This window comes from Pseudomonas sp. AM4(2022), from assembly GCF_036346515.1.
Lineage (GTDB): Bacteria > Pseudomonadota > Gammaproteobacteria > Pseudomonadales > Pseudomonadaceae > Aquipseudomonas > Aquipseudomonas paracarnis.
Window position 1 is genome coordinate 226,665 of sequence record NZ_JAOTNW010000006.1, and the last position, 23,793, is coordinate 250,457.

Annotated in this window: 24 protein-coding genes and 1 tRNA gene; 5 read left to right on the forward strand and 20 right to left on the reverse strand. The window is 59.0% G+C overall.

The window, feature by feature from the left end:
• The first annotated feature begins 81 nt into the window (after positions 1-81).
• Both desA and ODQ19_RS10820 read left to right on the forward strand, forming a co-directional pair.
• On the forward strand, positions 82-1,266 hold the full coding sequence (desA, locus tag ODQ19_RS10815) for a delta-9 fatty acid desaturase DesA (protein ID WP_116666353.1): 1,185 nt from the start codon (positions 82-84) through the stop codon (positions 1,264-1,266).
• A gap of 188 nt (positions 1,267-1,454) precedes the next feature.
• Entirely contained in the window at positions 1,455-2,456 is a 1,002-nt protein-coding gene (locus tag ODQ19_RS10820; protein WP_330210015.1) for a GGDEF domain-containing protein, read from the forward strand.
• A 141-nt stretch (positions 2,457-2,597) separates the two neighbouring features.
• On the opposite strand, the gene ODQ19_RS10825 is transcribed toward ODQ19_RS10820, so the two are convergent.
• From ODQ19_RS10825 to ODQ19_RS10875, 11 genes are all read right to left on the reverse strand, one after another.
• A complete protein-coding gene (locus ODQ19_RS10825) occupies positions 2,598-3,800 on the reverse strand; it encodes an HDOD domain-containing protein (RefSeq protein ID WP_116666355.1) in 1,203 nt (400 codons plus the stop codon).
• A gap of 222 nt (positions 3,801-4,022) precedes the next feature.
• Positions 4,023-5,300, reverse strand: coding sequence for a 4-aminobutyrate--2-oxoglutarate transaminase (gene gabT / locus ODQ19_RS10830; protein WP_116666356.1), 1,278 nt, complete (start codon positions 5,298-5,300; stop codon positions 4,023-4,025).
• 177 nt (positions 5,301-5,477) lie between these two features.
• Positions 5,478-6,920 carry an NADP-dependent succinate-semialdehyde dehydrogenase gene (gabD, locus tag ODQ19_RS10835; RefSeq protein ID WP_003187552.1) on the reverse strand — a complete coding sequence of 481 codons (1,443 nt, stop codon included), beginning with the start codon at positions 6,918-6,920 and terminating at the stop codon, positions 5,478-5,480.
• 420 nt (positions 6,921-7,340) lie between these two features.
• Positions 7,341-7,655 (reverse strand): RebB family R body protein, encoded by a 315-nt coding sequence (locus tag ODQ19_RS10840; RefSeq protein WP_003187551.1) that lies wholly within the window; start codon positions 7,653-7,655, stop codon positions 7,341-7,343.
• A 50-nt stretch (positions 7,656-7,705) separates the two neighbouring features.
• Complete coding sequence (locus tag ODQ19_RS10845; protein WP_003187550.1) at positions 7,706-8,020, reverse strand: RebB family R body protein; 315 nt, start codon at positions 8,018-8,020, stop codon at positions 7,706-7,708.
• Positions 8,021-8,100: 80 nt separating this feature from the next.
• A complete protein-coding gene (locus tag ODQ19_RS10850) occupies positions 8,101-8,412 on the reverse strand; it encodes a hypothetical protein (protein WP_116666357.1) in 312 nt (103 codons plus the stop codon).
• A gap of 40 nt (positions 8,413-8,452) precedes the next feature.
• Positions 8,453-9,079, reverse strand: a complete 627-nt coding sequence (locus ODQ19_RS10855; RefSeq protein ID WP_003187547.1) for a hypothetical protein — start codon at positions 9,077-9,079, stop codon at positions 8,453-8,455.
• An 82-nt stretch (positions 9,080-9,161) separates the two neighbouring features.
• A complete protein-coding gene (locus tag ODQ19_RS10860; protein ID WP_330210016.1) occupies positions 9,162-9,734 on the reverse strand; it encodes a hypothetical protein in 573 nt (190 codons plus the stop codon).
• Positions 9,735-9,752: 18 nt separating this feature from the next.
• Positions 9,753-9,980, reverse strand: coding sequence for a RebB family R body protein (locus ODQ19_RS10865; protein WP_003187543.1), 228 nt, complete (start codon positions 9,978-9,980; stop codon positions 9,753-9,755).
• Between the two features lie 103 nt (positions 9,981-10,083).
• On the reverse strand, positions 10,084-10,626 hold the full coding sequence (locus ODQ19_RS10870) for an RNA polymerase sigma factor (protein ID WP_175563004.1): 543 nt from the start codon (positions 10,624-10,626) through the stop codon (positions 10,084-10,086).
• Between the two features lie 87 nt (positions 10,627-10,713).
• Positions 10,714-11,409: a Crp/Fnr family transcriptional regulator gene (locus ODQ19_RS10875; protein WP_330210017.1), complete on the reverse strand. Its 696-nt coding sequence runs from the start codon at positions 11,407-11,409 to the stop codon at positions 10,714-10,716.
• A gap of 216 nt (positions 11,410-11,625) precedes the next feature.
• Between ODQ19_RS10875 and ODQ19_RS10880 the strand changes: the two genes are divergently transcribed.
• A tRNA-Arg gene (locus ODQ19_RS10880) sits at positions 11,626-11,702 on the forward strand.
• A gap of 505 nt (positions 11,703-12,207) precedes the next feature.
• On the opposite strand, the gene ODQ19_RS10885 is transcribed toward ODQ19_RS10880, so the two are convergent.
• Entirely contained in the window at positions 12,208-13,887 is a 1,680-nt protein-coding gene (locus ODQ19_RS10885; RefSeq protein ID WP_330210018.1) for a hypothetical protein, read from the reverse strand.
• A 1,200-nt stretch (positions 13,888-15,087) separates the two neighbouring features.
• On the opposite strand from ODQ19_RS10885, the gene ODQ19_RS10890 reads away from it, so the two are divergent.
• A complete protein-coding gene (locus ODQ19_RS10890; RefSeq protein ID WP_277933774.1) occupies positions 15,088-15,282 on the forward strand; it encodes a KTSC domain-containing protein in 195 nt (64 codons plus the stop codon).
• A gap of 885 nt (positions 15,283-16,167) precedes the next feature.
• On the opposite strand, the gene ODQ19_RS10895 is transcribed toward ODQ19_RS10890, so the two are convergent.
• Entirely contained in the window at positions 16,168-17,073 is a 906-nt protein-coding gene (locus ODQ19_RS10895) for a LysR family transcriptional regulator (RefSeq protein ID WP_330210019.1), read from the reverse strand.
• A 116-nt stretch (positions 17,074-17,189) separates the two neighbouring features.
• Between ODQ19_RS10895 and ODQ19_RS10900 the strand changes: the two genes are divergently transcribed.
• Positions 17,190-18,221, forward strand: a complete 1,032-nt coding sequence (locus ODQ19_RS10900; protein WP_330210020.1) for an SDR family oxidoreductase — start codon at positions 17,190-17,192, stop codon at positions 18,219-18,221.
• A gap of 43 nt (positions 18,222-18,264) precedes the next feature.
• Here the strand turns inward: ODQ19_RS10900 and ODQ19_RS10905 are convergent, their stop codons facing one another.
• From ODQ19_RS10905 to ODQ19_RS10935, 7 genes are all read right to left on the reverse strand, one after another.
• Positions 18,265-18,555 (reverse strand): hypothetical protein, encoded by a 291-nt coding sequence (locus ODQ19_RS10905; RefSeq protein ID WP_116666364.1) that lies wholly within the window; start codon positions 18,553-18,555, stop codon positions 18,265-18,267.
• Between the two features lie 9 nt (positions 18,556-18,564).
• A complete protein-coding gene (locus ODQ19_RS10910) occupies positions 18,565-19,188 on the reverse strand; it encodes a LysE family translocator (protein WP_116666365.1) in 624 nt (207 codons plus the stop codon).
• Between the two features lie 52 nt (positions 19,189-19,240).
• On the reverse strand, positions 19,241-20,545 hold the full coding sequence (locus ODQ19_RS10915; RefSeq protein WP_330210021.1) for a SidA/IucD/PvdA family monooxygenase: 1,305 nt from the start codon (positions 20,543-20,545) through the stop codon (positions 19,241-19,243).
• Positions 20,546-20,555: 10 nt separating this feature from the next.
• Positions 20,556-21,023 (reverse strand): GNAT family N-acetyltransferase, encoded by a 468-nt coding sequence (locus ODQ19_RS10920; protein ID WP_116666367.1) that lies wholly within the window; start codon positions 21,021-21,023, stop codon positions 20,556-20,558.
• On the reverse strand, positions 21,020-22,273 hold the full coding sequence (ectB, locus tag ODQ19_RS10925) for a diaminobutyrate--2-oxoglutarate transaminase (protein WP_330210054.1): 1,254 nt from the start codon (positions 22,271-22,273) through the stop codon (positions 21,020-21,022). Before ectB ends, ODQ19_RS10920 begins: the two co-directional genes overlap by 4 nt.
• Positions 22,274-22,612: 339 nt before the next feature.
• A complete protein-coding gene (locus tag ODQ19_RS10930) occupies positions 22,613-23,167 on the reverse strand; it encodes a hypothetical protein (protein WP_116666369.1) in 555 nt (184 codons plus the stop codon).
• Positions 23,164-23,736: an RNA polymerase sigma factor gene (locus ODQ19_RS10935; protein ID WP_330210022.1), complete on the reverse strand. Its 573-nt coding sequence runs from the start codon at positions 23,734-23,736 to the stop codon at positions 23,164-23,166. The genes ODQ19_RS10930 and ODQ19_RS10935 overlap by 4 nt, the downstream gene beginning before the upstream one ends.
• Positions 23,737-23,793: the final 57 nt, after the last annotated feature.

The following is a 23,793-nucleotide window of genomic DNA, read 5'->3' on the forward strand; positions in this document are numbered from 1 at the left end:
TGAAACGGTGACTGGTTTTATCTGCAAAGGAAGTGATAATGCGGGTGCTGTTTTTTTCTTTATCTGAGGGCCATACAGCCTATGTGGTACAACGGTTTTCTTGATCTGTCCGCCTGGCAACTGGTGGCAGTCACGCTGTTGATGACCCACGTGACCATTATTGGGGTCACTGTCTATCTGCACCGTTATTCGGCCCATCGCTCGCTCGAGCTCAATGCCGGCCTTAAACATTTCTTCCGCTTCTGGCTGTGGCTGACCACGGCGCAGAACACCCGCGAATGGACCGCCATCCACCGCAAGCACCACGCCAAGTGCGAAACCATCGATGACCCGCACAGCCCGGTGATCAAGGGCTTGTCCACCGTGCTACGCAAAGGTGCCGAGCTGTACCGCGCCGAGGCGGAAAACCCCGAGACTCTGCGCATCTACGGCAAGAACTGCCCGGATGACTGGATCGAGCGCAATCTCTACACGCGCTACCCGCTGCTGGGCGTGGCGCTTATGGGCGTGATCGACCTGCTGCTGTTCGGCACCATCGGTATCACCATCTGGGCGATCCAGATGATGTGGATCCCGTTCTGGGCCGCCGGCGTGATCAACGGCCTGGGGCATGCCGTGGGCTATCGCAACTTCGAATGCCGTGACGCCGCCACCAACCTGGTGCCGTGGGGCATCATCGTCGGCGGCGAAGAGCTGCACAACAACCACCACACCTACCCTAACTCGGCCAAGCTGTCGGTGAAGAAGTGGGAATTCGACCTCGGTTGGGCCTGGATCAAAGTGTTCAGCTTCCTGCGCCTGGCCAAGGTGCAGCGTGTAGCGCCCATCGCCCACCGCGTCGAAGGCAAGGGTAGCCTGGACATGGACACCGCCATGGCGATCCTCAACAACCGCTTCCAGATCATGGCCCAATACCGCAAGTTGGTGATTGGCCCACTGGTCAAGCAGGAGCTGGAGAAGGTCGATCATTCGGTGCGCCACCAGTTCCACCGCGCCAAGCGCCTGCTGTCGCGGGAAACCAGCTTGCTGGAAGACCGCCATCACCTGCGCATCCAGAGCATGCTGGAACACAGCCATGCCCTGACCGTGATCTACGAAAAGCGCCTGGCGCTGCAGCAGATCTGGCTCAAGACCAGTTCCAACGGCCACGACATGCTGGCCGCGATCAAGGAATGGGTGCATGAAGCCGAGGCCAGTGGCATCCAATCCCTGCGCGATTTTGCCCACCAGTTGAAGACTTACTCGTTGCGTCCTACAGCGGTGTGAGGGTGCGTTGGGAGGGTTCGCCCTCCCACACACTGGCTTTTTGGCGTCATTTTCCGGGCACCGTCAATCCACGCCGTTCACGGAACTTCACTGCAATTCCCCTCTCTCAAAGAACACTTCGCCATCATGGTGACCCCTTGTAGTGACCGCTTTTGTACCCTGCGGCGCGCCCAGAGAGAGTTGTACCGATGGTTCACGAAAAGCCCAGCCTGCCCGATGTGCCCACCGCAGAGCCGCCGCGCCCGGCCGCGGCGGCGACCCTGTTGGCGCTTATGCATGCTCAAGGTGAAGTCGAGCGGCTGAGTGAGCGTGAGCAACTGCTCAGTTCCCTGCTGGTCAGCGTGAACGCCGTGCTCTGGGCCATCGATTGGGAAACACGCCACGTGCTGTATGTGAGCCCGGCCTACGAGCGCCTGTTTGGCCGCTCTGCCGGCCTGCTGCTGGCCGACCACCGGGAATGGCGCAACAGCGTTCACCCCGAAGACCTCGACTACGCCGAACACAGCCTGGCCCGCGTGCTGGAACAGGGCGCCGTGGAGGACCGCGAGTACCGCATCATCACCGCTGACGGGCAGATCCGCTGGTTGAGCGACAAGTGCTACATCAACCAGCAGGTGGTGCCCGGTGAAGCGCTGATCGTGGTGGGCATCGCCGAAGACATCACCGAAAAGAAGCAACTTGAGCTGGAACTGCATCGCCTCGCCACCACCGACGTACTGACCCAAAGCAGCAACCGCCGACACTTCTTCGAACTCGCCAACCAGGCCTTCGACAACGCCTGCGTGCAGGGCACCCCGCTGGCGTTCCTGTTGCTGGACATCGATGACTTCAAGGACGTCAACGACACCTACGGCCACCTGGAGGGCGATCAGGTGCTGCGGCGCATCGCTGAGAGCGGTCGCGGGGTATTGCGCCGTGGCGACCTGTTCGGACGCGTTGGCGGCGAAGAATTTGCTGCTGTGCTGCCGGGTTGCCCACCGGAGATGGCCCTGCAGGTTGCCGAACGGTTGGGCAAGGAAATCCAGGCGTTGGTGTTCAGCTACGAGGGGCATGAATTCAATGTGACTGTCAGCCAGGGCCTGGCCGGCCTGCGCGAAGACGACTCCACCCTCGACAGCTTGTTTGCGCGAGCGGATGCGGCGATGTACGAGGCAAAACGCCAAGGCAAGAACCGCGTTATCGCCGGTTAACACCGCTTGGCATTTATGCCTTTTGGTAGGAGCGAGCTTGCTCGCGAAAAACTCACAGGCGCCGCGTTTATCCAGGAAGCCCGCGTCATCGTTGACGTTTTTCGCGAGCAAGCTCGCTCCTACATGCGTTCGGTGTGTGTTTCAGGTTTTGCGCACTCGGGTCAGTTCCGGCAAGCCGACCTTGAGCAGCCGCGCGGTCTTGCTGCCCGCAAGTTCTTCCAGCCCTTCGTGCTCAGTCAGCCGCGCCATTTGCACTGCGAGGTTCACCACCAGGGCTTCGCGCGAATACACCCCGCCTTCAAGTGAATAAATCCCTGCGATCAACTGCCGCAACTCCAGCGGCAAGCGCCAACGCGTGCGCAACGCCGAACCGTAGGCAGCGCCAAAGGCGTCGAGGGATTCGCCTATGGCTTCGTCATCCAGTGCGCCGCCGCCCTGGCGCCAGTCCTCCAGGCAGCGCAACAAGGCCAGGTCGCCCAAGCGATGCAGGATGCACGCGCTGTAGCAGCGCTGGTGATCGAGCTCCAGCATGCGCGCCAGGCGGCGGGCGTAGTCGGCGCTGTCTTGGGACAGTTGCCAGTGCCGCTCGGCGTAGGCCACCAGCCCAGGGTCGCCCAACACCACGTTGTGCTTGAGCGCCAGGCCCAGGATGAGGTTCATGCTCTGGCCGGGCACCAACTTGTGCAGGGCCTCTGGCAGGGTCTGCACCGGTGTGCCGTGGTAGCCGGCGCTGTTGGCGGCGGCGATCAGTACGGCGGTGATTTGCGGGTCGCTGTGTACCTGGTCTTCCAACTGCTTGAGGTCCAGGCCTTCGGGGCCGAGGCTGCGTTGCACGGCGGCTTTCACGTCCACGCGCAAGGGCGCGCCATCGCAGACCTCGCGGCGCCGCTCAAGGAAGGCTGGCAACGTCATGCCCGGCGCCAGCGGTGGGATTTCGCAGTACACGCTTTCGCCTTCGTTGAGCAGCAGGTCTTGCAAGCGCTGGGTCAGGCTTTCCATGTTCAGCGGGCGAGTCAGGTAGGCGGTGGGCGCCAGGGGCAAGGCTTCGCGCACGCTGGCGCTGTCGTTGCGACTGCTCAGCAAGATAAATGGCAGCGAACGGCGCTTCTGGCGCACGCTGCGCAGCAGGCTCAGGCCATCCACGCCCGGCAGCTCCCAATCCGCCAGGATCAGGTCATAGGTTTTTTCGCCCAACAGCGTGGCGGCGTGCTGCCCATCGGCGCACACATCCAGCCGTGCGTCACAGCGCACATTCAACAGCACTTGCTTGAGCAGGTCCCGCGACCAAGGGTCTGCTTCGGCAATTAACACTCGGGGTACAGCGGGTAAATCAACAGCAGTCATCCAGCACGCTCCATCGGCAATGCTTGCACCTTAGACAATGCAGGCGCGTGCGTACAATGACGCAGACACAAAAAAACCGCCGAAGCGGTTTTTTTGTACGGGCTGTAACCTGTGGCGAGGGAGCTTGCTCCCGCTGGACTGCGCAGCAGTCCCAAATCAAAGAGCGGGGCCGCTTCGCGCCCCAGCGGGAGCAAGCTCCCTCGCCACAGTGACTAAGGTTGGTCAGAGTTCGGAGAAGCACTCTTCGATAATCGCCAGGCCCTTGTCCAACTGCTCGTCCGGCGAGGTCAGGGGCACCAGTACGCGCAATACGTTGCCGTAGGTACCGCAGGACAACAGGATCAGGCCCTTGTCACGCGCCTTGGCTACCACGGAGGCAACGGCGGCAGCGTTTGGCTTGTGGGTGTCGCCGTCTTCGAACAGCTCGACCGCGATCATCGCGCCCAGGGCACGCACTTCGCCGATCACCGGGTACTTGGCCTGGATGGCCTTGAGGCCGGTCACCAGGCGCTCGCCCACGGCCTTGCAGCGGTCCAGCAGGTGCTCTTCTTCGAACACTTCCATCACGGCCAGGGCCGCGGCGCAGGCGATCGGGCTACCGGCATAGGTACCGCCCAGGCCGCCTGGGGCGATGGCGTCCATGTACTCGGCCTTGCCGCACACACCGGCCAGCGGGAAGCCGCCCGCGATGGATTTGGCGAAGGTGGTCAGGTCGGCGGCAACGCCCATCTGCTCCATGGCAAAGAAGGTACCGGTACGGCCAGCACCGGTTTGCACTTCGTCGGCGATCAGCAGGATACCGTGCTTGTCGCACAGTTCGCGCAGGCGCTTCATGAAGGCTTTCGGCGCGACGTAGAAACCGCCCTCGCCCTGCACCGGCTCGATGATGATGGCGGCAATATCACGCGGCTCGGCATCGTTCTTGAAAATGCGCTCGATGCTGGCGATGGAGTCGTCGACGCTCACACCGTGCAGGTCGTTGGGGTACAGCGCACGGAACACGCCGCCCGGCATCAGGCCCATGCCGGCCGAGTAAGGCACGACCTTACCGGTGAGGCCCAGGGTCATCATGGTGCGGCCGTGGTAAGCACCGGTGAAGGCGATCACGCCGGCACGGCCCGTGGCGGCGCGGGCGATTTTCACGGCGTTTTCTACCGCTTCGGAACCGGTGGTGACCAGCAGGGTTTTCTTGGCGAAATCACCTGGCACCTTGGCGGCGACTTTTTCGCACACTTCTACGTAGGGCTCGTAGGCCAATACCTGGAAGCAGGTGTGGGTCAGCTTGTTGAGTTGCGCGGTCACGGCCGCGATGATTTTCGGGTGCACGTGGCCGGTGTTCAGCACAGCGATACCGCCGGCGAAGTCGATGAACTCGCGACCTTCAACGTCGGTCACGGTGGCGTTCTTCGCGGAGTCGGCGAAGATCGGGTGAATCTGGCCAACACCGCGCGGGACAGCGGCTTCGCGGCGTTTCATCAGGGATGCGTTGGTCTTGCTCATAAAGTCCTCATTCGCCGCTCATCGGGCGGCGTGGCTCAAGGATAGGTGGCGGGGAGGCAACTACGGCAGCATGCGATGATCGACTGCCACAGCTTTCCCGGCCACTGCGAATAACCATGTGAAACACGCAAAGGGGCAGCGCTCTCGTGCCCTCTGCGTTTACTGCAAGCCCGTGCCTTAGATACCCAGGCAGAGGTATTTGATTTCCAGGTAGTCCTCGATCCCGTACTTGGAGCCTTCACGGCCCAGGCCCGAGGCCTTGATGCCGCCAAACGGCGCCACTTCGTTGGAGATCAACCCGGTGTTGACGCCGACCATACCGTATTCCAGGGCCTCGGCCACACGGAACACACGGCCCAGGTCGCGGGCGTAGAAGTAGGAGGCCAGGCCGAACTCGGTGTCGTTGGACATGGCGATCACTTCGGCTTCGTCTTTGAAGCGGAACAGCGGCGCCAGCGGGCCGAAGGTTTCTTCCTTGGCCACGGCGGCGTTTTTCGGCACGTCGACCAGGATGGTCGGTTCGAAGAAGTTGCCTTCCATCACCTTGCCACCGGCCAACAGCTTGGCGCCTTTGCTCAGGGCATCAGCGATATGTTCCTGCACCTTGGCCACGGCTTTTTCGTCGATCAGCGGGCCGGTGGTGGTGCCGTCTTCCAAGCCGTTGCCGATCTTCAATTTGGTCACCGCCACCTTGAGCTTTTCAGCGAACGCGTCATACACCGAATCCTGAATGTACAGGCGGTTGGCGCAGACGCAGGTCTGGCCGTTGTTGCGGTACTTGGAGATGATCGCGCCTTCGACGGCCTTATCCAGGTCGGCGTCGTCGAACACGATGAACGGTGCGTTACCGCCCAACTCCAGGGAGACTTTCTTGATGTCCTTGGCGCATTCGGCCATCAGCTGGCGACCGATTTCGGTCGAGCCGGTGAAGGACAATTTACGCACGATGGGGTTGCTGGTCAGCTCGCCGCCGATGTCGCCAGCACTGCCGGTGACCACACTGAGCACGCCTTTGGGGATACCGGCGCGGTGCGCCAACTCAACCAGGGCCAGGGCCGAAAACGGGGTTTGCGAGGCCGGCTTGATCACCATGGTGCAACCGGCGGCCAGGGCCGGGCCGGCTTTGCGGGTGATCATCGCCGCAGGGAAGTTCCACGGGGTGATGGCTGCGGTCACGCCGATAGGCTGCTTGATCACGATCAGGCGCTTGTCGGGCTGGTGGCCGGGAATCACGTCACCGTAGATGCGCTTGGCTTCTTCAGCGAACCACTCGATAAAGGAGGCGGCGTAGACGATTTCACCCTTGGCTTCGGCCAGTGGCTTGCCTTGTTCGAGGGTCATCAGGCGGCCGAGGTCGTCCTGGTTTTCGATCAGCAGCTCAAACCAGCGGCGCAGCTTGTTGGCGCGCTCCTTGGCAGTGAGTGCGCGCCAGGCCGGCAGGGCCTTGTCGGCGGCTTCGATGGCGCGGCGGGTTTCCGCGGCGCCCATCTTCGGCACGGTGCCGAGAATCTCGCCCGTGGCCGGGTTGTTGACCTTGATGGTTTGACCATTGTCCGCATCGACCCAAGCGCCATCAATGAAGGCTTGCTGGCGGAACAACTGGGTATCTTTGAGCTGCATGTCGGCTTTCCTTAACAGCACCGCGCGCACGCGGAGCGAATTAGAGTTGTTGAAAGGCGCCTTGTGGGCAATGTCGTTGTAGGAGCGAGCTTGCTCGCGAAAAATTCAAAGGCGCCGCGTAAAACCAGAAACGCGACGTCATCGTTAACGATTTTCGCGAGCAAGCTCGCTCCCACACGGCATCAGCCAGGGGCTGCCGTCAGGGAAATCAGTCCAGCACGCCAGCATAGGTGAAAAGCGCGCGGGAGACAGAGCGTTTGAAATCTCAAACGAATCCTAGGATCAATGGGGGTACAGGGCAATAGTCTGTTCGAAAAAAAGAACGATTATGGCGCATCTGGTTCATCTTTCGGATCAAACGCACACACGACAACAGCCCCGGAGCCTTGTGAGCGCCGGGGCTGTTGGGGACCTTGCAGCTTAAGGTTGGAACGACTTGAGCACGGCCAACAGGCTGGTCAAGTTGTCGGCCACGCCGCCCTGGGCGACTTTTTCGGTGGCGGCGGCGCCAGCGGTGGTGTCGACACTGTAGATCTGCATCACGCCCTGGTTGGTGGCCGCCTGAGCCAGGGTGTTTTGTTGCTGCTGGGCCGAGACCGAGTTCTGGAACAGGATCGCCGTGGCCTGGCCCATGGATTGGTAGATGGTGCTCATGGCCATCGCGGGTGATTCGGCAACCACCTTGACGTTGGTCTGGGTAACGGCATCGGTGATTTGCGGGCTGACTGTACTCATGGTTGAAACTCCTGGGTTGAGAAAGAACAACATCCGTTATTGCTCAGTGCTTAAGGCTGGAACGACTTGAGCACGGTCAACAGGCTGGTGAGGTTATCCGACACGCCGCCTTGGGCGACTTTCTCGGTGGCCGCCGCACCTGCGGTGGTATCGACGCTGTAGATCTGCATCACGCCCTGGTTGGTGGCAGCCTGAGCCAGGGTGTTTTGCTGCTGTTGGGCCGACACGGCGTTCTGGAACAGAATCGCCGTGGCCTGCGCCATGGATTGATAAATAGTGCTCATCGCCATCGCTGGCGATTCGGCCACCACTTTGACGTTGGTCTGGGTGACCGCGTCGGTAATTTGCTCGTTGACTAATGGCATGATCAATTTCCTTATTTAGTACACGGTGCATTCCGTGTTCATCAATGAACGTTGCGAAACAGGCGCTGTGAAACGCGGGGTCAAGGTTTTGCAGTGGGGCCTAGCGCCGCTTCAATCTGGGTGATCAACCCTTGGATCAGTGCCTGCACTTCCTTGCGTTGCGCATCTTGGTCGGGCGCTGCGCCGTCCAGCACCTGGCGCAGGGCCGCTTCACGTTGCTGGGCAGCGGTCTTGAGCGCTTGTTCGTTGGCCTTCGATTGCTCAAGCACTTGGGTGGCGCGCTTGAGGGTTTCGTCGACGATGGCCTGGGGCGTTCCGGCGAAAATCTGCGGGTTGCGCAGCATCGCTTCGAGCCGTTGGCGGTCATCGGTGGACAGGACCGAGGGTTGCATATCGACCTCCTTAGGGGCTGCCTTGGCGGCGACACGCCCGCTAAAGCCGCACCTCAACGTTGTCCTGCCAGAAACCGGCAAAGTAAAAGTGCGGCGAGGAATCACAGAAGGTCGCCAACTCCGCAGGCGTTATGGCGCTGGGCTGGTTGGGGAAAATGGCAGGCGGAGGCGGCAGCAGGTTGGCCTCGTTGTAGAGGTTGCCGACTTCATAGCAGTTGGCCGCGAACTGCGAACAAAAGGACCCGCTGCCAATGTCGATGGACTCGTTGATCCGCGTCACCAGGCTGGTATCGGAAGTCCAGCGCCGAAAGGCTGAGATCATCGCGTTCCACACGCTGTAACGGCCCCGGATATCACCGCCGATCTTGTCGAAATAGAACTGCTTGGCAGCCACCGTCGCCGCCTCGCCCAACTCGGTATCCACGCAGGAAAACACCATCGCCGAGCGCGGCGGTTTTTCCAGGCTCAGGTCGGTCAGGGCCAGGCCGCTGCCGACACTTTCGATCACCATCGTGTCGCTCACCGCAATCGCTGGGTGAACCACATTCAGGTACGTCGTGTCCTGCGAGAACACCTTGGCCTTGACCAGTTGACCGGCTTTGATAAACGCCCGCGTTGCGCTGTCATCATCTTGTTTGACAGAAAAAATAATATCTCCAGGCTGCATGATGTCGCTCCTCACTCAAGAAAAGTTGCTTTCAAGTTGCTGTTGCACCGCTCCAGCAGAACGCTGGAACGCTGTGCTCGGTTCAGGCCGCTGGCGCGGCCCGGTTGGCCAGGGTGCTCGCGTACTTGGCGATGCTCTGGTCGATCTTGTCGATGGCAACGCTCGCGGCTTCGGCTTCCATCGCCCCGGCAGCGGCGGCCACAGCGGCAGCGGCACCCACCAGCAGGTCGGTGGCCAAGGCGCCCAAGGCGTCTTCGGCAGCGGCCGGCAGGTTGTCCTTGACGATGTTCTCGGTCATTTGCTGGAGCAGCACGGCCTGGGCCGCGAGGGCGATCTTGCTGACCCCGTCGAAGTACCCCGCCGCCGCCTGCGCCACCAACCCGGCCGCCTGGCTGATCATCATGTCGGCCGGCACCGCGATCTGCGCCGGCGCATAGGCAAAGTTCTGCGCGTTGGTGAACTGCACCGCCTGCACAATCTGGCTATTGAGCGCCGCAGTGCTGTCGGATGACGGCGCGCTCACCTGGTTGAGCAGGTGCTCGTTCATGCGCGCCATGATCGAGCGCGAGGCCGGTGCAGCGGGCGCCGGCGCAGGTGGATCGGCGGCGGGCGTTGCTTGGGAGGCGGCGGGTTTCTTTCTGCTGAACCACGACATAATCGATCTCCCGAGGGCTCAGCCCTTCTCGCCAATCTGCATGATCAGCGCCACGGCCTTGGAGATCACCGCGTTGGAAATCTGATTCATCGCCTGCTGGCTGTTGACCGCGTTCTGCAACGACAGGCCCGCCGCGCTGCTGGCCACCTGGTACAGCGACGCGATGGCCTGGGCCGGCGCCTCGGCCACCACCTTGACGTTGGTTTGAGTGACCGCGTCGGTGATCTGGCTGTTGACCTCTGTCATACATCTCTCCTTGATGGCATTCACCCAGGTTTGGGTGTGGATAGCGGCGGCGTGCTGCGCTCATACCACTAGAACGCCCCACGCCAACATGTGTGAATCACCTTCAGCGCAAGGCACTGCGCAGCAGTTGCACACGCTTGCGCACCAGCGGCAGCTTCACGTGCAGCTCGGCGGCGATTTGCGGGTAAGGCAGGTCGTCGACAAAACGCATCTCGAACAAGCGCTGCTGCAACAGCGGTAACCGTGCGACGTGCGCCTCGATCTGCTCCAGGCGCTCATAACATTCCACCCGCTCCAGCACCGAAGCGCAGGGCGCGGCGAGCGCGGCCAGGTGATCGTGCTCAAGGTCCACCGAATCATCGAACAGCCGCCCCTCGCGCTTGCTGCGCCGCACGCTGTCGAGAAACACATGATCGAGCACCAGAAACAGAAACCCCTCAGGGTCACGAATGCGCTCCGGCGAACGCCGAAAAAACAACAGGGCCTTGATCGCCGTGGCCGCCAACCACTCCTGGCCCTGATCCAGATTGCCCTTGGCCCGTCGCAGCGCCCGGCGCCTGAGCTCGCCGTGCACGGCGCGCCAACTCGCTTCGAACAAACGGTCATCGGCGGCCCATTGATCCTTGAACTGAACAGTCATCCCCATCGCCAGCACTCCTGTGCATCCTTGATGAAGGGCCAGTCTGCGAGGGCTCGACGGGGGTACGCTGTTACCTGGGGAACACTGCGGCAACTAATTCAAGGCAAACGCCTTGCGCCGCAAATGCTCAAGATCGTTGATCACCATGCGCTCCAGATTGCCGCTGATCACGCCACTGCGGCGCCACACTTGCAGCTGCACATTAAGCTTGGGGCGGCTGGTATTCAGCATCGACGCCAACACCCCTTGGCTGGCGGGCAACGACACACTGGGCAAGGCCAACGCCAGGTCGATCTCGCCCAGGTTGGCCAACAAAAACCGCGCCAACCGCGACTCCAGCCGATGCAGGCACACCAACTCCAACAACTCGATGACGTGCAGCAAACGCAGCATCATCAGCATCAACAAACGCCGCAGAAACACCGGTTCCTCAAACAACACAGCAAAATGCCGGCTACCCAACTGCAACAACCGCGTGGGCCCGCTGGCAAAGGTGGAAGACTCGCGCCCATGATCCTTGATCAACGCCGTCTCCCCCACCACCTGCCCGGCCCCGGTACTGCCGATGATCTGCTCTCGACCATCGGGCCCATGCACCACCGAATAAATCCGCCCCTCCACCACCAGCGCAATGAATTCGAGGGTGTCGTCCTTGAAATACAACAGCTCACGATCATCCAGCGTGCGCTCCACCATATGAGTGGCCACGTAGCGCAAGAGATGCTCCGGCATACCTCGAAACAAATCGGAGCGAGCCAGCAGGGTTTGTCTGAGCGGGAGATCGAGCATCACGGTTCCTTTGGAATGCATGCGTTCACCTGAGGAATTGCGGCGTGGAAGCGGGTTAAAGCCACAAGAGCAAAGCAAACAAAGGGACGTGCGGCGCGGGGAGTTGTGAATGAGGGTGGCGATTAGCCATTTTTTGTCGGAAATGGACGACAGGGGGCGGGGGAAATGCCGGAATGGACGCATCAGGTCGACATGGGTATGATGTCGCCCGCACAAGCATCCGTAGCTCAGCTGGATAGAGTACTGCCCTCCGAAGGCAGGGGTCGTGGGTTCGAATCCCGCCGGGTGCACCAGATTTGGAATGGAAGAGCCTCAGGTTGAGAAATCTGGGGCTTTTTTGTGGGTGGTGATTTAGTGCTTATGCAACACCTCAAACCGCGCTGATGAGACCTCGCTCGGAAAGCGCTTGTGACGCACCAGCATCTGAGATGTTTCCCTCCTTACGCGGCTTCACGACGGCTTGAAAATAAATCTGTCCCCTTTTTGCCGATCTCCAAGTACCTGCCTCCTAGAGCCACGAGCAGTGACTGCTATTATGGGTCGACTACTGCCTTTTCTTACAGGCAGAAATCGGCCGAGGCTGTGTAAAAACGTTTTTCAGTTCGACTGGAGCCCAGTGTTGGACTGAAAGTCGCGTTTCTACGTAAAATCCAGATCAGTTGAGCAACTGATAATTTTCAGATTTCGCATAGACGCGCAAACTTCAATTTTGACTAAGCGTTTTTACACAGCCTGGGCCAGAAGCGGCCGCTCGCATGTTTCTACGAGTATGGATTCGGAAGAACGGGTTCGCTCCACTCAATTGCTAGGTGGAAGCGGTTCACCAAGCACGCTTAGGTCTGTGTGAACTATCCAAGAATCCTCCGCCTGCAGTTGTGTCGTAATGGTTGATTTTTCAGTCGTATAAAGCTCTATCTTAGGCTTTTCGCGGGCATCCAGATCACTGAACAAGGAGAACTCTACGTCGGTACAAATCGTCTCGATTCGTGGGGCCGTAATCGCCTGACCGAACAATTCAAAGGTCATAGCGTCCTTCTGAGCGAACTTGATCACAGGAGGTACACCAGTCAACTTGAAACTTGAAAGTTCACATCCATCGTAATAGGTGAAAGCACCACCGCACAACCACCCGGGTTTCCGGGTAGTTGCCACCGGCCCACTGAGCAACCTGGCGTACTTTCGAAGCGCCGTATAGACCTCGCTGTCAAAGTCCATAGCCTTCAAGATGAGATGCTCACTGCAGTGCTCTGCCACCTTGCGCGCAAAATCCAGATACTCGATCAACCAACGCAACTGAGCGTGATATTCCTCATTGAGTGGGCTGGATTTGGTGTCAAAGGAAGCGACGTTGTTTCCGACCTCAATCTCAACTACGAGACGCCCCTTTCCAAGATTTTGTGTAGCCCTAGCCAGCCTGGCAAAACCTGGCAAATCGAGGATGTTCTTGCCACGCCAAGCGTCTAAGTTGAAGGTTAGATCGAACTTGGTATCCCGCCCATCATGGGTGCATGAGGCATTGACAGCAAAGAAGCCGCCCAACGCCGTCCCGGTGAAAACCGTTCGCACGCTACCCGAGGTGTAGTAGCACGTGAACGTATCGATTGCGCGCTCATGCCCTCGAGGGCTACGGACGTAAAGATTGGCGATCAGCGCTCGCTTCGGCGCGCCCATCGTAAGCACGCCCTGGCCTGATCGATGAGTCCGTTGATGGATCGCATCGAACAGCTTGGAGCCTTCAAACTTAAAATGCGCTCCGGGAATCTGTAACTCCCGCCCTTCTTCAAACAACGCTCTTTCGGCCTCCAAGAAGCCCTCCAGTTGATCCAGATCCTGGAGGATGAGCTGCAGGCTGACCGTATCCTGCGCAGCATTGATGATATGGTTGAAGTAACCACCTACCTTGTCGACCTGTACTTTGAATCGCGGGTCGAGCGCTTCTAATCCAGCCTCATACCCCTGCATTACCTCAGCTAAGGGAGTATCGAAAGGGTCGTTGGACTTGTTCACCCAACGCTGCAAAACCGACACAGTGCCCTCTTCAACAGCAGCTTTGACCTCATCTTTAGTGAAGCTCTTCTGGTTAATGAGACGATTGGATCGCGCCTCCGCCTTTTGCTTCCATTCGAGCAAAGTTGCGACGCTGTAAGCCGAGTCGTCAGCGTCGACCAGCTTTGAATGCGTCTGACACATCCAGATGCCATTGTCGATGTGACGACGCTCATCCTTGGTCTGCTCGTGATGGTAGCGAGGCCCACCTGGCGCAGCCGCCTTGATATGACAGGCCACCCCGACTCCCACAGCCTTATCACCCGTGACCGCTGAACCGTGTGTATGCACATGGCATTCAGGGAACGAACAGACATTGCCCGCGCGATCCCGCAAGCGTTGCACGGTCGACAGGAGAAAGTCGTGACGTTCATGGGCGACCTGTTCTGAGGCCACGGCAGATTTCTTCCATTTGGATTTCACTCCACTCATAAACGTCCTCTTGGTCCTTCCGAGGCCTTGCTAGGTAGTCGTCAGCAGAACGCCACAGAGCCTCGAGATTTAATCGGTTAAGTATAGTGGTTCATTGGTTTCCTTGGACGACAACGATTATGAGATCGCGACCATACACACCAATTCAGCGCTAATGTGAAAGGCAGCTTTTGGCCGAGGCTGTGTGAAAACGTTTTTCAGTTCGACTGGAACCCAGTGTTGGACTGAAAATCGCGTTTCTACGCAAAATCCAGATCAGTTGAGCAACTGATAATTTTCAGATTTCGCATAGACGCGCAAACTTCAATGTTGACGAAGCGTTTTTACACAGCCTGGGCCGGTAGCGGCCCTTCTAAGCGAAGGGCTCTGGTCCGATGACAGTCGCCTTAATTATCATAAACCGCTCCTCGCAGAGCTGTTATTGATGTAACACCCATTTGCCATGTAACACGTCTATCGGCAAACGAAGCACATCCGTGTAACGCCATATAAATCATTTAAAATCATATGCTTATGTCAATTCGTAACACGCGTAACACCCGTAACACAGTTTTACTAGGGTATCCCCCCAGCCCCATTAGTATTGCTCCTCCAGCGAAGGGAGATCGATAATGCTTATGACTTTGGTTAGATAGCGGGGGTCCCTGCGCATGTTGGTTTGCCACGGGGAAGGAAACCCGCGTGATCTTGTCAGCGGAAAGGTGCCCAGCTTAGTGAACAGGTGAACCGGGTGAACTGCTGTTCACCAGTGCACTTGCACTATGAATCGGAACCTCGCTGGGGACCCTGGGCATTTCGGGAAGACACGGGGCAAAGAACCCGCGCGTTCGTGTTAGCGGCTGGATTTTTCAAGTTGGTTGACAGGTTGACGTGGTTGACACCCATTACCGTGGTTGACGCTATGCAGGTGTTCACTATCAGCAACAGATACAGCCACCTTTACCGAAGCTGTAACGATGGCCCTTTTTCTTCAAGATCCTTTCAATTTCAACGATTGAAATTTCAGTAACTCCCAATGCCTCCCACTAACTCGATCCCGCGGGTTTCATGCCCCGTGCTGGAAGAAAAACCTCAGGGTCCCCAGCCGCTTTTCGGCCCCGCCCACCTTTCGCACGGACGCAATGGCACCGCCGAACGAAACACCGACTAGTATCAGAACAGAGAACGTCATCAATCAGGGGCAGGGAAAGCGCTATGGATATGGTTCGTGTCAACTCGACGGCGATCACAGCTGTCGGCTATGACCCAGCTACAGGCAGGATGAAAATCACGTTCAAGCAAGGGCGTACTTACGACTACTGCCGCGTCCCACCTGACATCCATCAGGGCCTAATGGGTGCCGGCTCGAAAGGTACTTATTTCGATAGGATGATCAAGGACCGTTACCAGTGCTAGACCTGGGCATACAGACGTATTCCAAGCCAGATGCACACCCAGCACCGGGGGGCGTGTATGCCCATGTGTATGCCTAACCGAGACACCACCACAAAAACCCTTATAAACCGGGCATCTTACCGTCCAGTTCAAACGACGCCGGGGCACCAGATATGAAATGAAAAAGCCTCAGGTCGGGAGATCTGGAGCTTTTTTTGTTTTTTGGGGTTGGGCGGTGGCGAGGGAAGGTGTTGAGTTGCGTTGGGGTTGTAGAGGTTGGTGTTGGGAGTTACTCGCCCAGGCTTTGGTTTGAGCTGTGCGGGATTTCCGTCTTCTTTTTTGTCGTGAAAATTAATCTGTCCCCTTATTTCCTCCACTTATGAAGTAGAAGCTCCCGTGAGCCGCCCTTTGCGGGCCGAGTTCGTATGAGGTATCTAAGCGGCAAGCCGAAAAAGTGGGGAAAATTTCCTAAGAGGTTTCGCGGTCTAAGCTGCATAGCAGCCCCAAATCGTATTTACTAAACCGCCAACCCTTTCGAAGGACTTACTGTGAAATTCATCTGCACATTCACATTTCTATTGCTCGCCCAGGCTACCTATGCGGCCGAGTCCCCTGTGACCCCTGATCCCTATGGCGGCCCTGATAAACGCCCAGAGAGCAGTGAAAATGTCACAACGTATTTGAACGAAGATGGTACCTCTACCACCTCGGCAGTGATGGTTTACGGAGATGGTCATAAGGAACACTGCATTATCCAAGCGGCACGGCCTGCAGCGGCACATCGGCTGCCGAAAGTCACCAGCAAGACGTGTACGCGTATTACCTCGTACCTCAAATAACGGACTGACTGACAACGGGTAGCTTGATAAAGGCAACACAGGCACTGAAGTCAGGCAGTGGGATGGGTCACGCCTGTCTTCCCCCCGATGAATTCCTGGAGCGCCACGTATCCAGGCTACCGATTTCATCGCGCAACACCCCCTCCAACACCCCAAAAAACCTTTGAATATGCACCTGCTTCAACGCCTGCGGCCGCGTAACCAAATAAACCTCCATCGCCGGCAGTTCTATCTCCTGAAAAAGCTCACTCAACCCCGTCGCCAAAATACGCGGCAGCACCGCCACCCCCATCCCCCGCTTCACCGATTCAAGCTGCACCGCAAACGAACTCACCCTGATCGGCGCATAATCCAGCCCCGCAGCTTTCGCGGCGCGCATTTGCGGCAGCAGATCCAGCGGTGGCAGCAAGGCAATACTGGCGGCAGTGGCTGGCGTTAGCGCAGGAAACCGTTGCAGGTATTCGGCGGTTGCGAACACGCCGTAAGCGAGTTTGCCGAGCCCTCGGTAGATCAGGGAGGGCTCGCCCAGGTGTGCGGTGCGTATGGCAATGTCGGCCACGCCTCGTACGATTTTGTGGAAGTCGGTGGTGACCTGGAGTTCTACGGAGCAGCCTGGGTGCTGCGAGGTGAAGCGGCTGGCGGCCTCAAGTACGCTAGCTGAAAACCCTTCGCCGGCACTCACCAACACGGTGCCGCTGAGGGTTGCAGGCGTGCCGTCGACGGGGACCTGGCGTCGCAGGCCGGATTCGGCTGCCAGGGCGACGTCCACCAGGGCTTGGCCCCGGGAGGTGAGCCGGCAGCCTTCCACGCCGCGTTCCACCAGCGGCTCGCCCAGGGCGATTTCCAGTTGGGTGAGGCGGCGGGAGACGGTAGAGGCCGCGATACCGAGTAACTGGCCTGCCTGTAAAAAGCTGCCGCGCCGTGAGACTGCCAGCAGCAGTCGAAGATCATCCCAATTTGCCTGCAATGCCATATTTCCGCGCTTCCCTGGTGTGCAGATGTGCAAAGCCATTATGCCGCAGGCGCTGTTTTTACGGCGCGGGCTCAGCGGTATATCTACTGGCCTTCTCAACAAATGGAATGGCCTGTATGAACACGAACCCCAATCGCTTGCGCAGCACCTTTGTGACCGGTGCCACCGGCTTGCTGGGCAATAACCTGGTACGGGAGCTGGTCGCACGGGGTTATGCGGTGAAGGCGCTGGTCCGCTCGGCGGCCAAGGGCGCGCAGCAGTTCGGCGATGTGCCGGGTGTGGAGCAGGTGGTGGGGGACATGGCTGATGTGGATGCCTTCGCGGCGGCGTTGCAAGGCTGCGATACGGTGTTTCACTGCGCGGCGTTTTTTCGGGATAACTACAAGGGCGGCAGCCATTGGGAGGAACTGGAAAAGATCAACGTCGCCGGTACGCGGGCCCTGCTGCAACAGGCGTATGACGCCGGTGTGCGACGGTTTGTGCATACCTCGTCGATTGCCGTGCTCGACGGTGCCCCCGGTACGCCGATCGACGAGACGTGCCTGCGGGCCGAAGCCGATGCGGACGACTACTATCGCAGCAAGATCCTGGCTGAGCGTGAGGTGTTGAGGTTTCTTGAAAGCCATCCGCAGATGCACGCCTGCATGGTCTTGCCCGGTTGGATGTGGGGGCCGGGTGACCGTGGGCCGACGTCTTCGGGGCAGTTGGTCAGGGACGTTATCAACGGCAAGTTGCCGGGGCTGATTCCTGGCACCTTTTCGCTGGTCGATGCTCGCGATGTGGCTTGGGCGCACATTGCTGCCGCCCAGAGCGGGCGACGGGGCGAGCGTTATCTCGCGGCCGGCCGCAACTTGACCATGCGCCAGCTGATGCCGGTGCTGGGGCGTATTGCCGGGGTCAAGGTACCCTCGCGCCAACTGCCGCTGCCCGCGCTGTACCTGTTGGCAGCGGTGCAAGAGGCCTACGCCTACCTGACCGGCAAGCCTATCTTGCTGAGCATGGCGACGTTGCGGCTGTTGATACGCGAGGAGCACCGTACCCGCTTTGACCACCGCAAAAGTGAAGAGGAACTGGGGCTGAGTTTTCGTGTGTTGGAGCAGACCCTCACGGACACGGTGGCCTGGTACAAGGCCCACGGCGAGTTATAAAAAAGCCCCAGGTCGACAGGCCTGGGGCTTTTTGTTTGGGCCTTCAGCACGCCCATTTGAAATCTTGAAAAGCCACCCCTGCCGGCACGGAGTAAGTCCTGCGTCGAGCGGCCTGCAACGACGCCGCATAGCTGATACCCGGCCCAAACCCATCAATCACCCGAAAAACCCCCTCAAGATGACAGTCCAGAATCAACGTCACCCCCAGATAATCCCTCACCAACTCCCCCGACAAATCGCTCAGCACCAACGCCTCCGGCGCCAGGTCAATCAACAACCAACTGCGATGCTTGAAGCGCCCTCCCACATCCTTGAGCAACGCGTTCCATTCCATGGCGAAGCCTCATCGACTGGCGATCAGCACAGGGATGGCGTTGTTCAGTGAAAACGCCACGAGGAATACGGCCAGCCCTACGTCGATCTGCCGGGTGTATTTGAGGAACAGCGCTTTGATCGGGCCCTGGCCGAAGAGCAGGGCCACTACGGAGTACCAGATGACTTCGAGCGTCGAGCACAGCAGCACCACCAGGACTTTTTCGATATCCGTGCGCGGCGATGAAAGAAAGCCGGCGTAGATACTGATCATGAAGGCGATGGTTTTCATGTTGCTGATGTTGGTGATGACGCCCACACGATAGGCCTTGGCGAAGCTGGTCGCGCCCGGGGCGGTGGTATCGGCGGTGCCGGTGTTTTTGGCCAGTACGCTTTTGATGATGCTGTAGGCGATGTACAGCAGGTACGCCGAGCCGCATAAGGTGGCGACTTTGGAAAACGCCGGGTATTGATGCAGCAACGCCGCCAGGCCGAGCAATGAGAGGGTTGAGAAAAATACGCCGACCGTGCAGATGCCCAGGGTCGCACCGATACCGGTCGAGACCGACCCCAGCGAAGCAAAGCGGCTGACGATGATGAAGTTGGGCCCCGGGCTTATCACCGCCAGGATGTAGATCAATGCTGCTGTAAACATGGGAACTCCTTGTAGGAGGCAGCAGCCGGCGCAGGCTGCTACCGAGGGTGGGTCAGGCCAATGCGTGCAGCGGGGCTTCGGCCTGTGCGAGTTTTTCTTCCAGGGACGCCAGGATGTGTTCGACCCGCAGAGAAATCAGGCTGAATGAACCGGCGTCTCCCAGGCCGTGGGAGCTTTCGCATAAGCCGTTGAGAAACACCGCGGGCAAGTCCTCCAGCGCCGTCAGGCTGTAATCGCGGTTGACCACCAGCGCGCCGTGGGCGTCCGCTCGAAACCGTGCGTGATAAGGCGCCAGCAGTGGCGGATACAGTTCGCCATTTTCCTTGGCGGCAATGTCCTTGAAGCCGGTGGCGAGCACCAGTGCGTCCAGCGCCAGGGTCGAGTGGGTCAGTTGGTTGACCTCCTTGAGCGCTAGCTCCACCTGCCCCGATGCATTGATCTGCGCCTGCTCAATGGCGATGTTGTTAAGAATGTGGATGCGCTGTTTGCCCTGCAGCTTTTCCTCATGGATGCGTACGTAGAGGGCGTTGATCACATCTTCATCGGCCGAGCTGTAATTGGTGCCGCGCAGTTGCTTGTCCACCCGCGCCTTGGCCTCGGGCGGGAGGTTGAAGTAGTAGTCGATAAATTCCGGGAAATACACCTTGTCGCTGAATGGGCTGGTGTCCTTGAGCCGGAAGCTGAAGCTGCGGTGCAGCGAGTAGATGTCTTTGTCTGGGAACTTGGCGGTCAGGTCGAGCACAATCTCCACGGCGCTCTGGCTGGAGCCCACCACACCGATGCGCTGCACGCTGGGAGGCAGCTTATTGAGGCGCTCCAGGTAGTGATTGAGGTGGAACACCTGAGGGCCAGTCAGGCCTTCGAACACCGCCGGGATATTCGCCGTGCGTCCGGTGCCGAGCACCAGGCTGCGCCCGTAAATGACGCGCTGGTCGTTATAGGTGACCTTCCACACCTGCTCGCCTTTGAATAGCACCGGCTCGACCCGCTGCGCGAACGCAGAGGATTCGACACTGCCCAGAAAATGCCCGGCGACCCATTTGATGTACTCGGCATATTCACGCCGCAGCGGATACGTCAGCGGCAGGTTGAGGTAGTCGAACAGGCGACCGGTTTCTTTCAGGTAATTGACGAACCCATAGTGGCTGCGCGGGTTTCGCGGGGTGACCAGGTCGCGCAAAGGGTTGTTCTGGATATCCGAACCGCTGAGCAACATTTCATCCTGCCAGTCCGGCGTTTGCTTGGCGTCCAGGAAGCGATAGGTCAGCGCAGAAGCGGACTCTTCAAGGCCAATAGCCAACGCCAGGTTGGAGGGGCCAAAACCAATACCCACGATATCGAAAACAGTGTCTGACATGGAAAAGCTCCTATCCCTGGATTGGCTTCAATGGAAGATGGTAGTAGTGATATGCCGTGTTTTCGATAAACCCAAAGCGCGTGTATAAATTGCGTGCCTTGGGGTTGTCGTCTGCGCCTTCAATGAATAACTGTTTGGCGCCGGTTGTTTGTGCGAATGCCTTGGCGGCATTCAATAACGCCAGGCCAACTCCCGCTTTTCGCTTTGAGGCTTCAACATATAAGTCATTGAGTATCCACAGGCGTTCTAGCGTGACGCTTGAAAAGCTCGGGAAGAGTTGCGTAAACCCAATAACTTCATTGTTTACTTGCGCGACGATAATAATTGACTCGCCTAAAAAGAAGCGTTGTTGAATAAATGCCAAAGAGCGGGCCAGGTCGGAAGCTTCACCGTAGAACTCGCGGTATTTATCCAGCAAGGGTGCAATGGCAGCGGCGTCATCGAGGGACGCGTGCCGGGTGATAATGGCATCGCTCATGATGTGATCACCTCGGCAAACGCTTGCTCGAGAATCTGCACGCCTTGGTTGATCTGCGCCGCAGTGATGGTCAGGGCCGGAAGAAATTTCAGCACCTGGTTATCGATGCCGGAGGTTTCAATGATCAGCCCATGTGCATAGGCGCGCGCAGCAACTTTCTGCGCCAGGCTCGCGTCCTCGAACTCGATGCCTTTGAAGAACCCGCGCCCTTTCAGGCGGTTGGGCGCTTTGGCGGCGAAACTTGCGGATAGCCTCTGCAGCGCATCATGCAGCACGCCCGCCTTGGCCTTGAGCGCCTGAGTGAAACCCGCGTCGCTCCAATAGTGGTCTATCACTGCCTTGCCGGTGACGAACGCCAGGTTGTTGCCGCGAAACGTGCCGTTGTGCTCCCCCGGCTCCCACACATCCAGATGGGGTGCTAGCAAGACCAGCGACATGGGCAAGCCGTAGCCGCTGATCGACTTGGACAACGTCACGATGTCCGGCGTGACGCCCAGGGCTTCAAAACTGAAGAAGTCGCCCGTACGCCCGCAGCCGGCCTGGATATCATCGATGATCAGCAGGATGTCATGGGCCTGGGCGATGCGCTGCACGGCGTGTACCCAGGCGGCCGAGGCACTGTTCACACCGCCCTCGCCCTGCACGGTTTCCAGCACGATGGCCGCCGGTTTGTCGATGCCACTGCCGCTGCGCAACATCCTGTCCAGGTACAGCGAAGTGTCCACGCTGTCGCCGAAGTAGCCGTCATAGGGCATGAACGTGACATTGCCCAGGGTCACGCCGGCGCCGGCTCGCTTACGCGGGTTGCTGGTCAGGGCCAGGCTGCCCAGGGACATGCCATGGAAGGCATTGGTAAACGCTACGATGTTCTGGCGCCCGGTGTACTTGCGCGCCAGCTTGATCGCCGCCTCTACCGCATTGGTGCCGGTGGGGCCGGGGAACTGCACTTTGTAACGCAGGTTGCGTGGGGCCAGCACCTGCTCTTCAAACGCGGTGAGGAAGGCTTTCTTGGCGGTCGTCTTGAAATCCAGGCCGTGGGTGATGCCATTTTGCGCAATGTAGTCGAGCAGCGCGGCCTTTAGAACCGGGTTGTTATGCCCGTAGTTCAAGGCACCGGCACCGCTGAAAAAGTCAATGAACAGCTGACCTTGCTCACTGGTCAGCGTCGAACCCTCAGCGGTGTGGAACGTGTCGGTAAAGTCCCGGCAATAAGAGCGGACGTTGGACTCTTTAAGCTCGAATATATCCAGGGGTTGTTGCAGTTCAGGCACTGCCTGTGCCAATGAGTAATTCAGCGTAGCCGTCATGTCAGGTACCGTTTATCAATCCAATTGAATGGACTTCCAACAGGTAGAGCTATTTCCCAGTGGCCATGTAGCGAATGCTGAGAAGACTTTAATCCTTGAAGTCCGCATGCAACTTTTCATCCAATGAAACATGACCCGCTCTGTTGGCCAGCAGGAACAATGACGTCTTTCGCCTATTAAACTAGCAGCAATTACTCCCCGAGCAACTGAATATAAATTCATATGCTTATGACGCATTTCAAGCGTTCGGCGATGGTATCGCTGGATACCATCGCCATGGGGTCAGTGAGGCTGCAATGCCTTGAGCCGTTCCTCGAGGTTCTGTGCAGGAAAGCGTTTTTGCAACTCGGCGAGTTTTGCCGCCGCCGCCGCGTCATCGCCTGCCTTGCGCAGGCGCAATACGTCCTGCAAACCCTGCTCGAGCGGTTCCGGCACTGCGCGCTTGGCCATGTTGGCTTGGGGCAAGGCATCGCTGCTCATTTCGGCACTGAACGATTCGACGCGTGGCGGCGCGCTCATAGGCGCAGGTGCGGGCGCAGAAAACGCAGCCGGGGCAGCCAGGCGCGTGTTCGGCGCATGCTCGAACTCGCTGGTGCGCGTGACCACACCCACCAACAACGCCACACCGGCAACGCTGGCGAAAGCCATTTGCCAACGCGGTTGCTGGCACGCGCGCAACCAGCGCTGCCACAGGTTGGGCGAAGGTTTTGGTGCCTCGCGGTGGGCAGTGGCCAAAATGAACGCGTCCAGTGACGCCGGTGGCTCGCCGCTGCTGTGTTGACGAAAGTGCTGGATCAGCCCGTCGTCGGTGTCCGGAGCATGTTTGGAGTCGTTCATACGGGTACCTCCTCGGCCAGCAGGCGCCGCAATTTTTGCAGGGCGTAGCGCAAGCGGCTTTTTACGGTTTCCAGCGGGGCGCCGGTGAGGGTGGCGATTTGCGGCACTTCGAGGTCGCCGTGCAGGCGCAGCAGAAACACTTCGCGCTGGTCTTCGGGCAACGCTTGCAGGGCCGCGTCGAGGCGCGCCTGGTCGCGGCTGAGGGTCAGTTGCTGCTCGGGGCCGTCACTGTCGTCGACCTGGGCGTGCAGCTGTTCATCGTAGCTGTCATGCAGGGGGTTGTGGATGCCGTGCTTGCGCCAATGGTCGATCAGGCGGTTGCGGGCGATCTGGAACAACCAGGTACGAAAACTCGCCCGGCCTTGTGGCTGGGTGCTGCTGCGGATCAGGCTGAGCCAGGTGTCCTGGTAGATTTCTTCGGCCAGTTCGGCTTTGTTGCACAGGGACACGAGGAAGCGGTACAGGCCCTGGCGGTGGCGCGTGTACAAGGCTTCGAAGGCGGCAGTGTCACCGGTTCGATAGCGGGCCAGCAGCGATTCGTCGCTGGGTGAGTCATCTGGAACGGCCATGGGGTGGGCGAACTCCTTTTGGTCAGCCGAAGCAGGGTTACTGTAGGAGCGAGCTTG

What these genes read in the sequence shown, in the direction of transcription:
- ODQ19_RS10865 (WP_003187543.1), bottom strand. Translation starts at nt 9,980, where the DNA reads ATGACAGAGGTCAACAGCCAGATCACCGACGCGGTCACTCAAACCAAC.
- ODQ19_RS10905 (WP_116666364.1), bottom strand. Translation starts at nt 18,555, where the DNA reads ATGGAATGGAACGCGTTGCTCAAGGATGTGGGAGGGCGCTTCAAGCAT.
- desA (WP_116666353.1), top strand. Translation starts at nt 82, where the DNA reads ATGTGGTACAACGGTTTTCTTGATCTGTCCGCCTGGCAACTGGTGGCA.
- ODQ19_RS10870 (WP_175563004.1), bottom strand. Translation starts at nt 10,626, where the DNA reads ATGGGGATGACTGTTCAGTTCAAGGATCAATGGGCCGCCGATGACCGT.
- ODQ19_RS10910 (WP_116666365.1), bottom strand. Translation starts at nt 19,188, where the DNA reads ATGTTTACAGCAGCATTGATCTACATCCTGGCGGTGATAAGCCCGGGG.
- ODQ19_RS10860 (WP_330210016.1), bottom strand. Translation starts at nt 9,734, where the DNA reads ATGTCGTGGTTCAGCAGAAAGAAACCCGCCGCCTCCCAAGCAACGCCC.
- gabD (WP_003187552.1), bottom strand. Translation starts at nt 6,920, where the DNA reads ATGCAGCTCAAAGATACCCAGTTGTTCCGCCAGCAAGCCTTCATTGAT.
- ODQ19_RS10875 (WP_330210017.1), bottom strand. Translation starts at nt 11,409, where the DNA reads ATGCTCGATCTCCCGCTCAGACAAACCCTGCTGGCTCGCTCCGATTTG.
- ODQ19_RS10845 (WP_003187550.1), bottom strand. Translation starts at nt 8,020, where the DNA reads ATGCCATTAGTCAACGAGCAAATTACCGACGCGGTCACCCAGACCAAC.
- ODQ19_RS10930 (WP_116666369.1), bottom strand. Translation starts at nt 23,167, where the DNA reads ATGAACGACTCCAAACATGCTCCGGACACCGACGACGGGCTGATCCAG.
- ODQ19_RS10935 (WP_330210022.1), bottom strand. Translation starts at nt 23,736, where the DNA reads ATGGCCGTTCCAGATGACTCACCCAGCGACGAATCGCTGCTGGCCCGC.
- ODQ19_RS10895 (WP_330210019.1), bottom strand. Translation starts at nt 17,073, where the DNA reads ATGGCATTGCAGGCAAATTGGGATGATCTTCGACTGCTGCTGGCAGTC.
- ODQ19_RS10820 (WP_330210015.1), top strand. Translation starts at nt 1,455, where the DNA reads ATGGTTCACGAAAAGCCCAGCCTGCCCGATGTGCCCACCGCAGAGCCG.
- ODQ19_RS10855 (WP_003187547.1), bottom strand. Translation starts at nt 9,079, where the DNA reads ATGCAGCCTGGAGATATTATTTTTTCTGTCAAACAAGATGATGACAGC.
- ODQ19_RS10825 (WP_116666355.1), bottom strand. Translation starts at nt 3,800, where the DNA reads ATGACTGCTGTTGATTTACCCGCTGTACCCCGAGTGTTAATTGCCGAA.
- ODQ19_RS10915 (WP_330210021.1), bottom strand. Translation starts at nt 20,545, where the DNA reads ATGTCAGACACTGTTTTCGATATCGTGGGTATTGGTTTTGGCCCCTCC.
- ODQ19_RS10920 (WP_116666367.1), bottom strand. Translation starts at nt 21,023, where the DNA reads ATGAGCGATGCCATTATCACCCGGCACGCGTCCCTCGATGACGCCGCT.
- ODQ19_RS10900 (WP_330210020.1), top strand. Translation starts at nt 17,190, where the DNA reads ATGAACACGAACCCCAATCGCTTGCGCAGCACCTTTGTGACCGGTGCC.
- ODQ19_RS10885 (WP_330210018.1), bottom strand. Translation starts at nt 13,887, where the DNA reads ATGAGTGGAGTGAAATCCAAATGGAAGAAATCTGCCGTGGCCTCAGAA.
- ODQ19_RS10850 (WP_116666357.1), bottom strand. Translation starts at nt 8,412, where the DNA reads ATGCAACCCTCGGTCCTGTCCACCGATGACCGCCAACGGCTCGAAGCG.
- ODQ19_RS10840 (WP_003187551.1), bottom strand. Translation starts at nt 7,655, where the DNA reads ATGAGTACAGTCAGCCCGCAAATCACCGATGCCGTTACCCAGACCAAC.
- ODQ19_RS10890 (WP_277933774.1), top strand. Translation starts at nt 15,088, where the DNA reads ATGGTTCGTGTCAACTCGACGGCGATCACAGCTGTCGGCTATGACCCA.
- gabT (WP_116666356.1), bottom strand. Translation starts at nt 5,300, where the DNA reads ATGAGCAAGACCAACGCATCCCTGATGAAACGCCGCGAAGCCGCTGTC.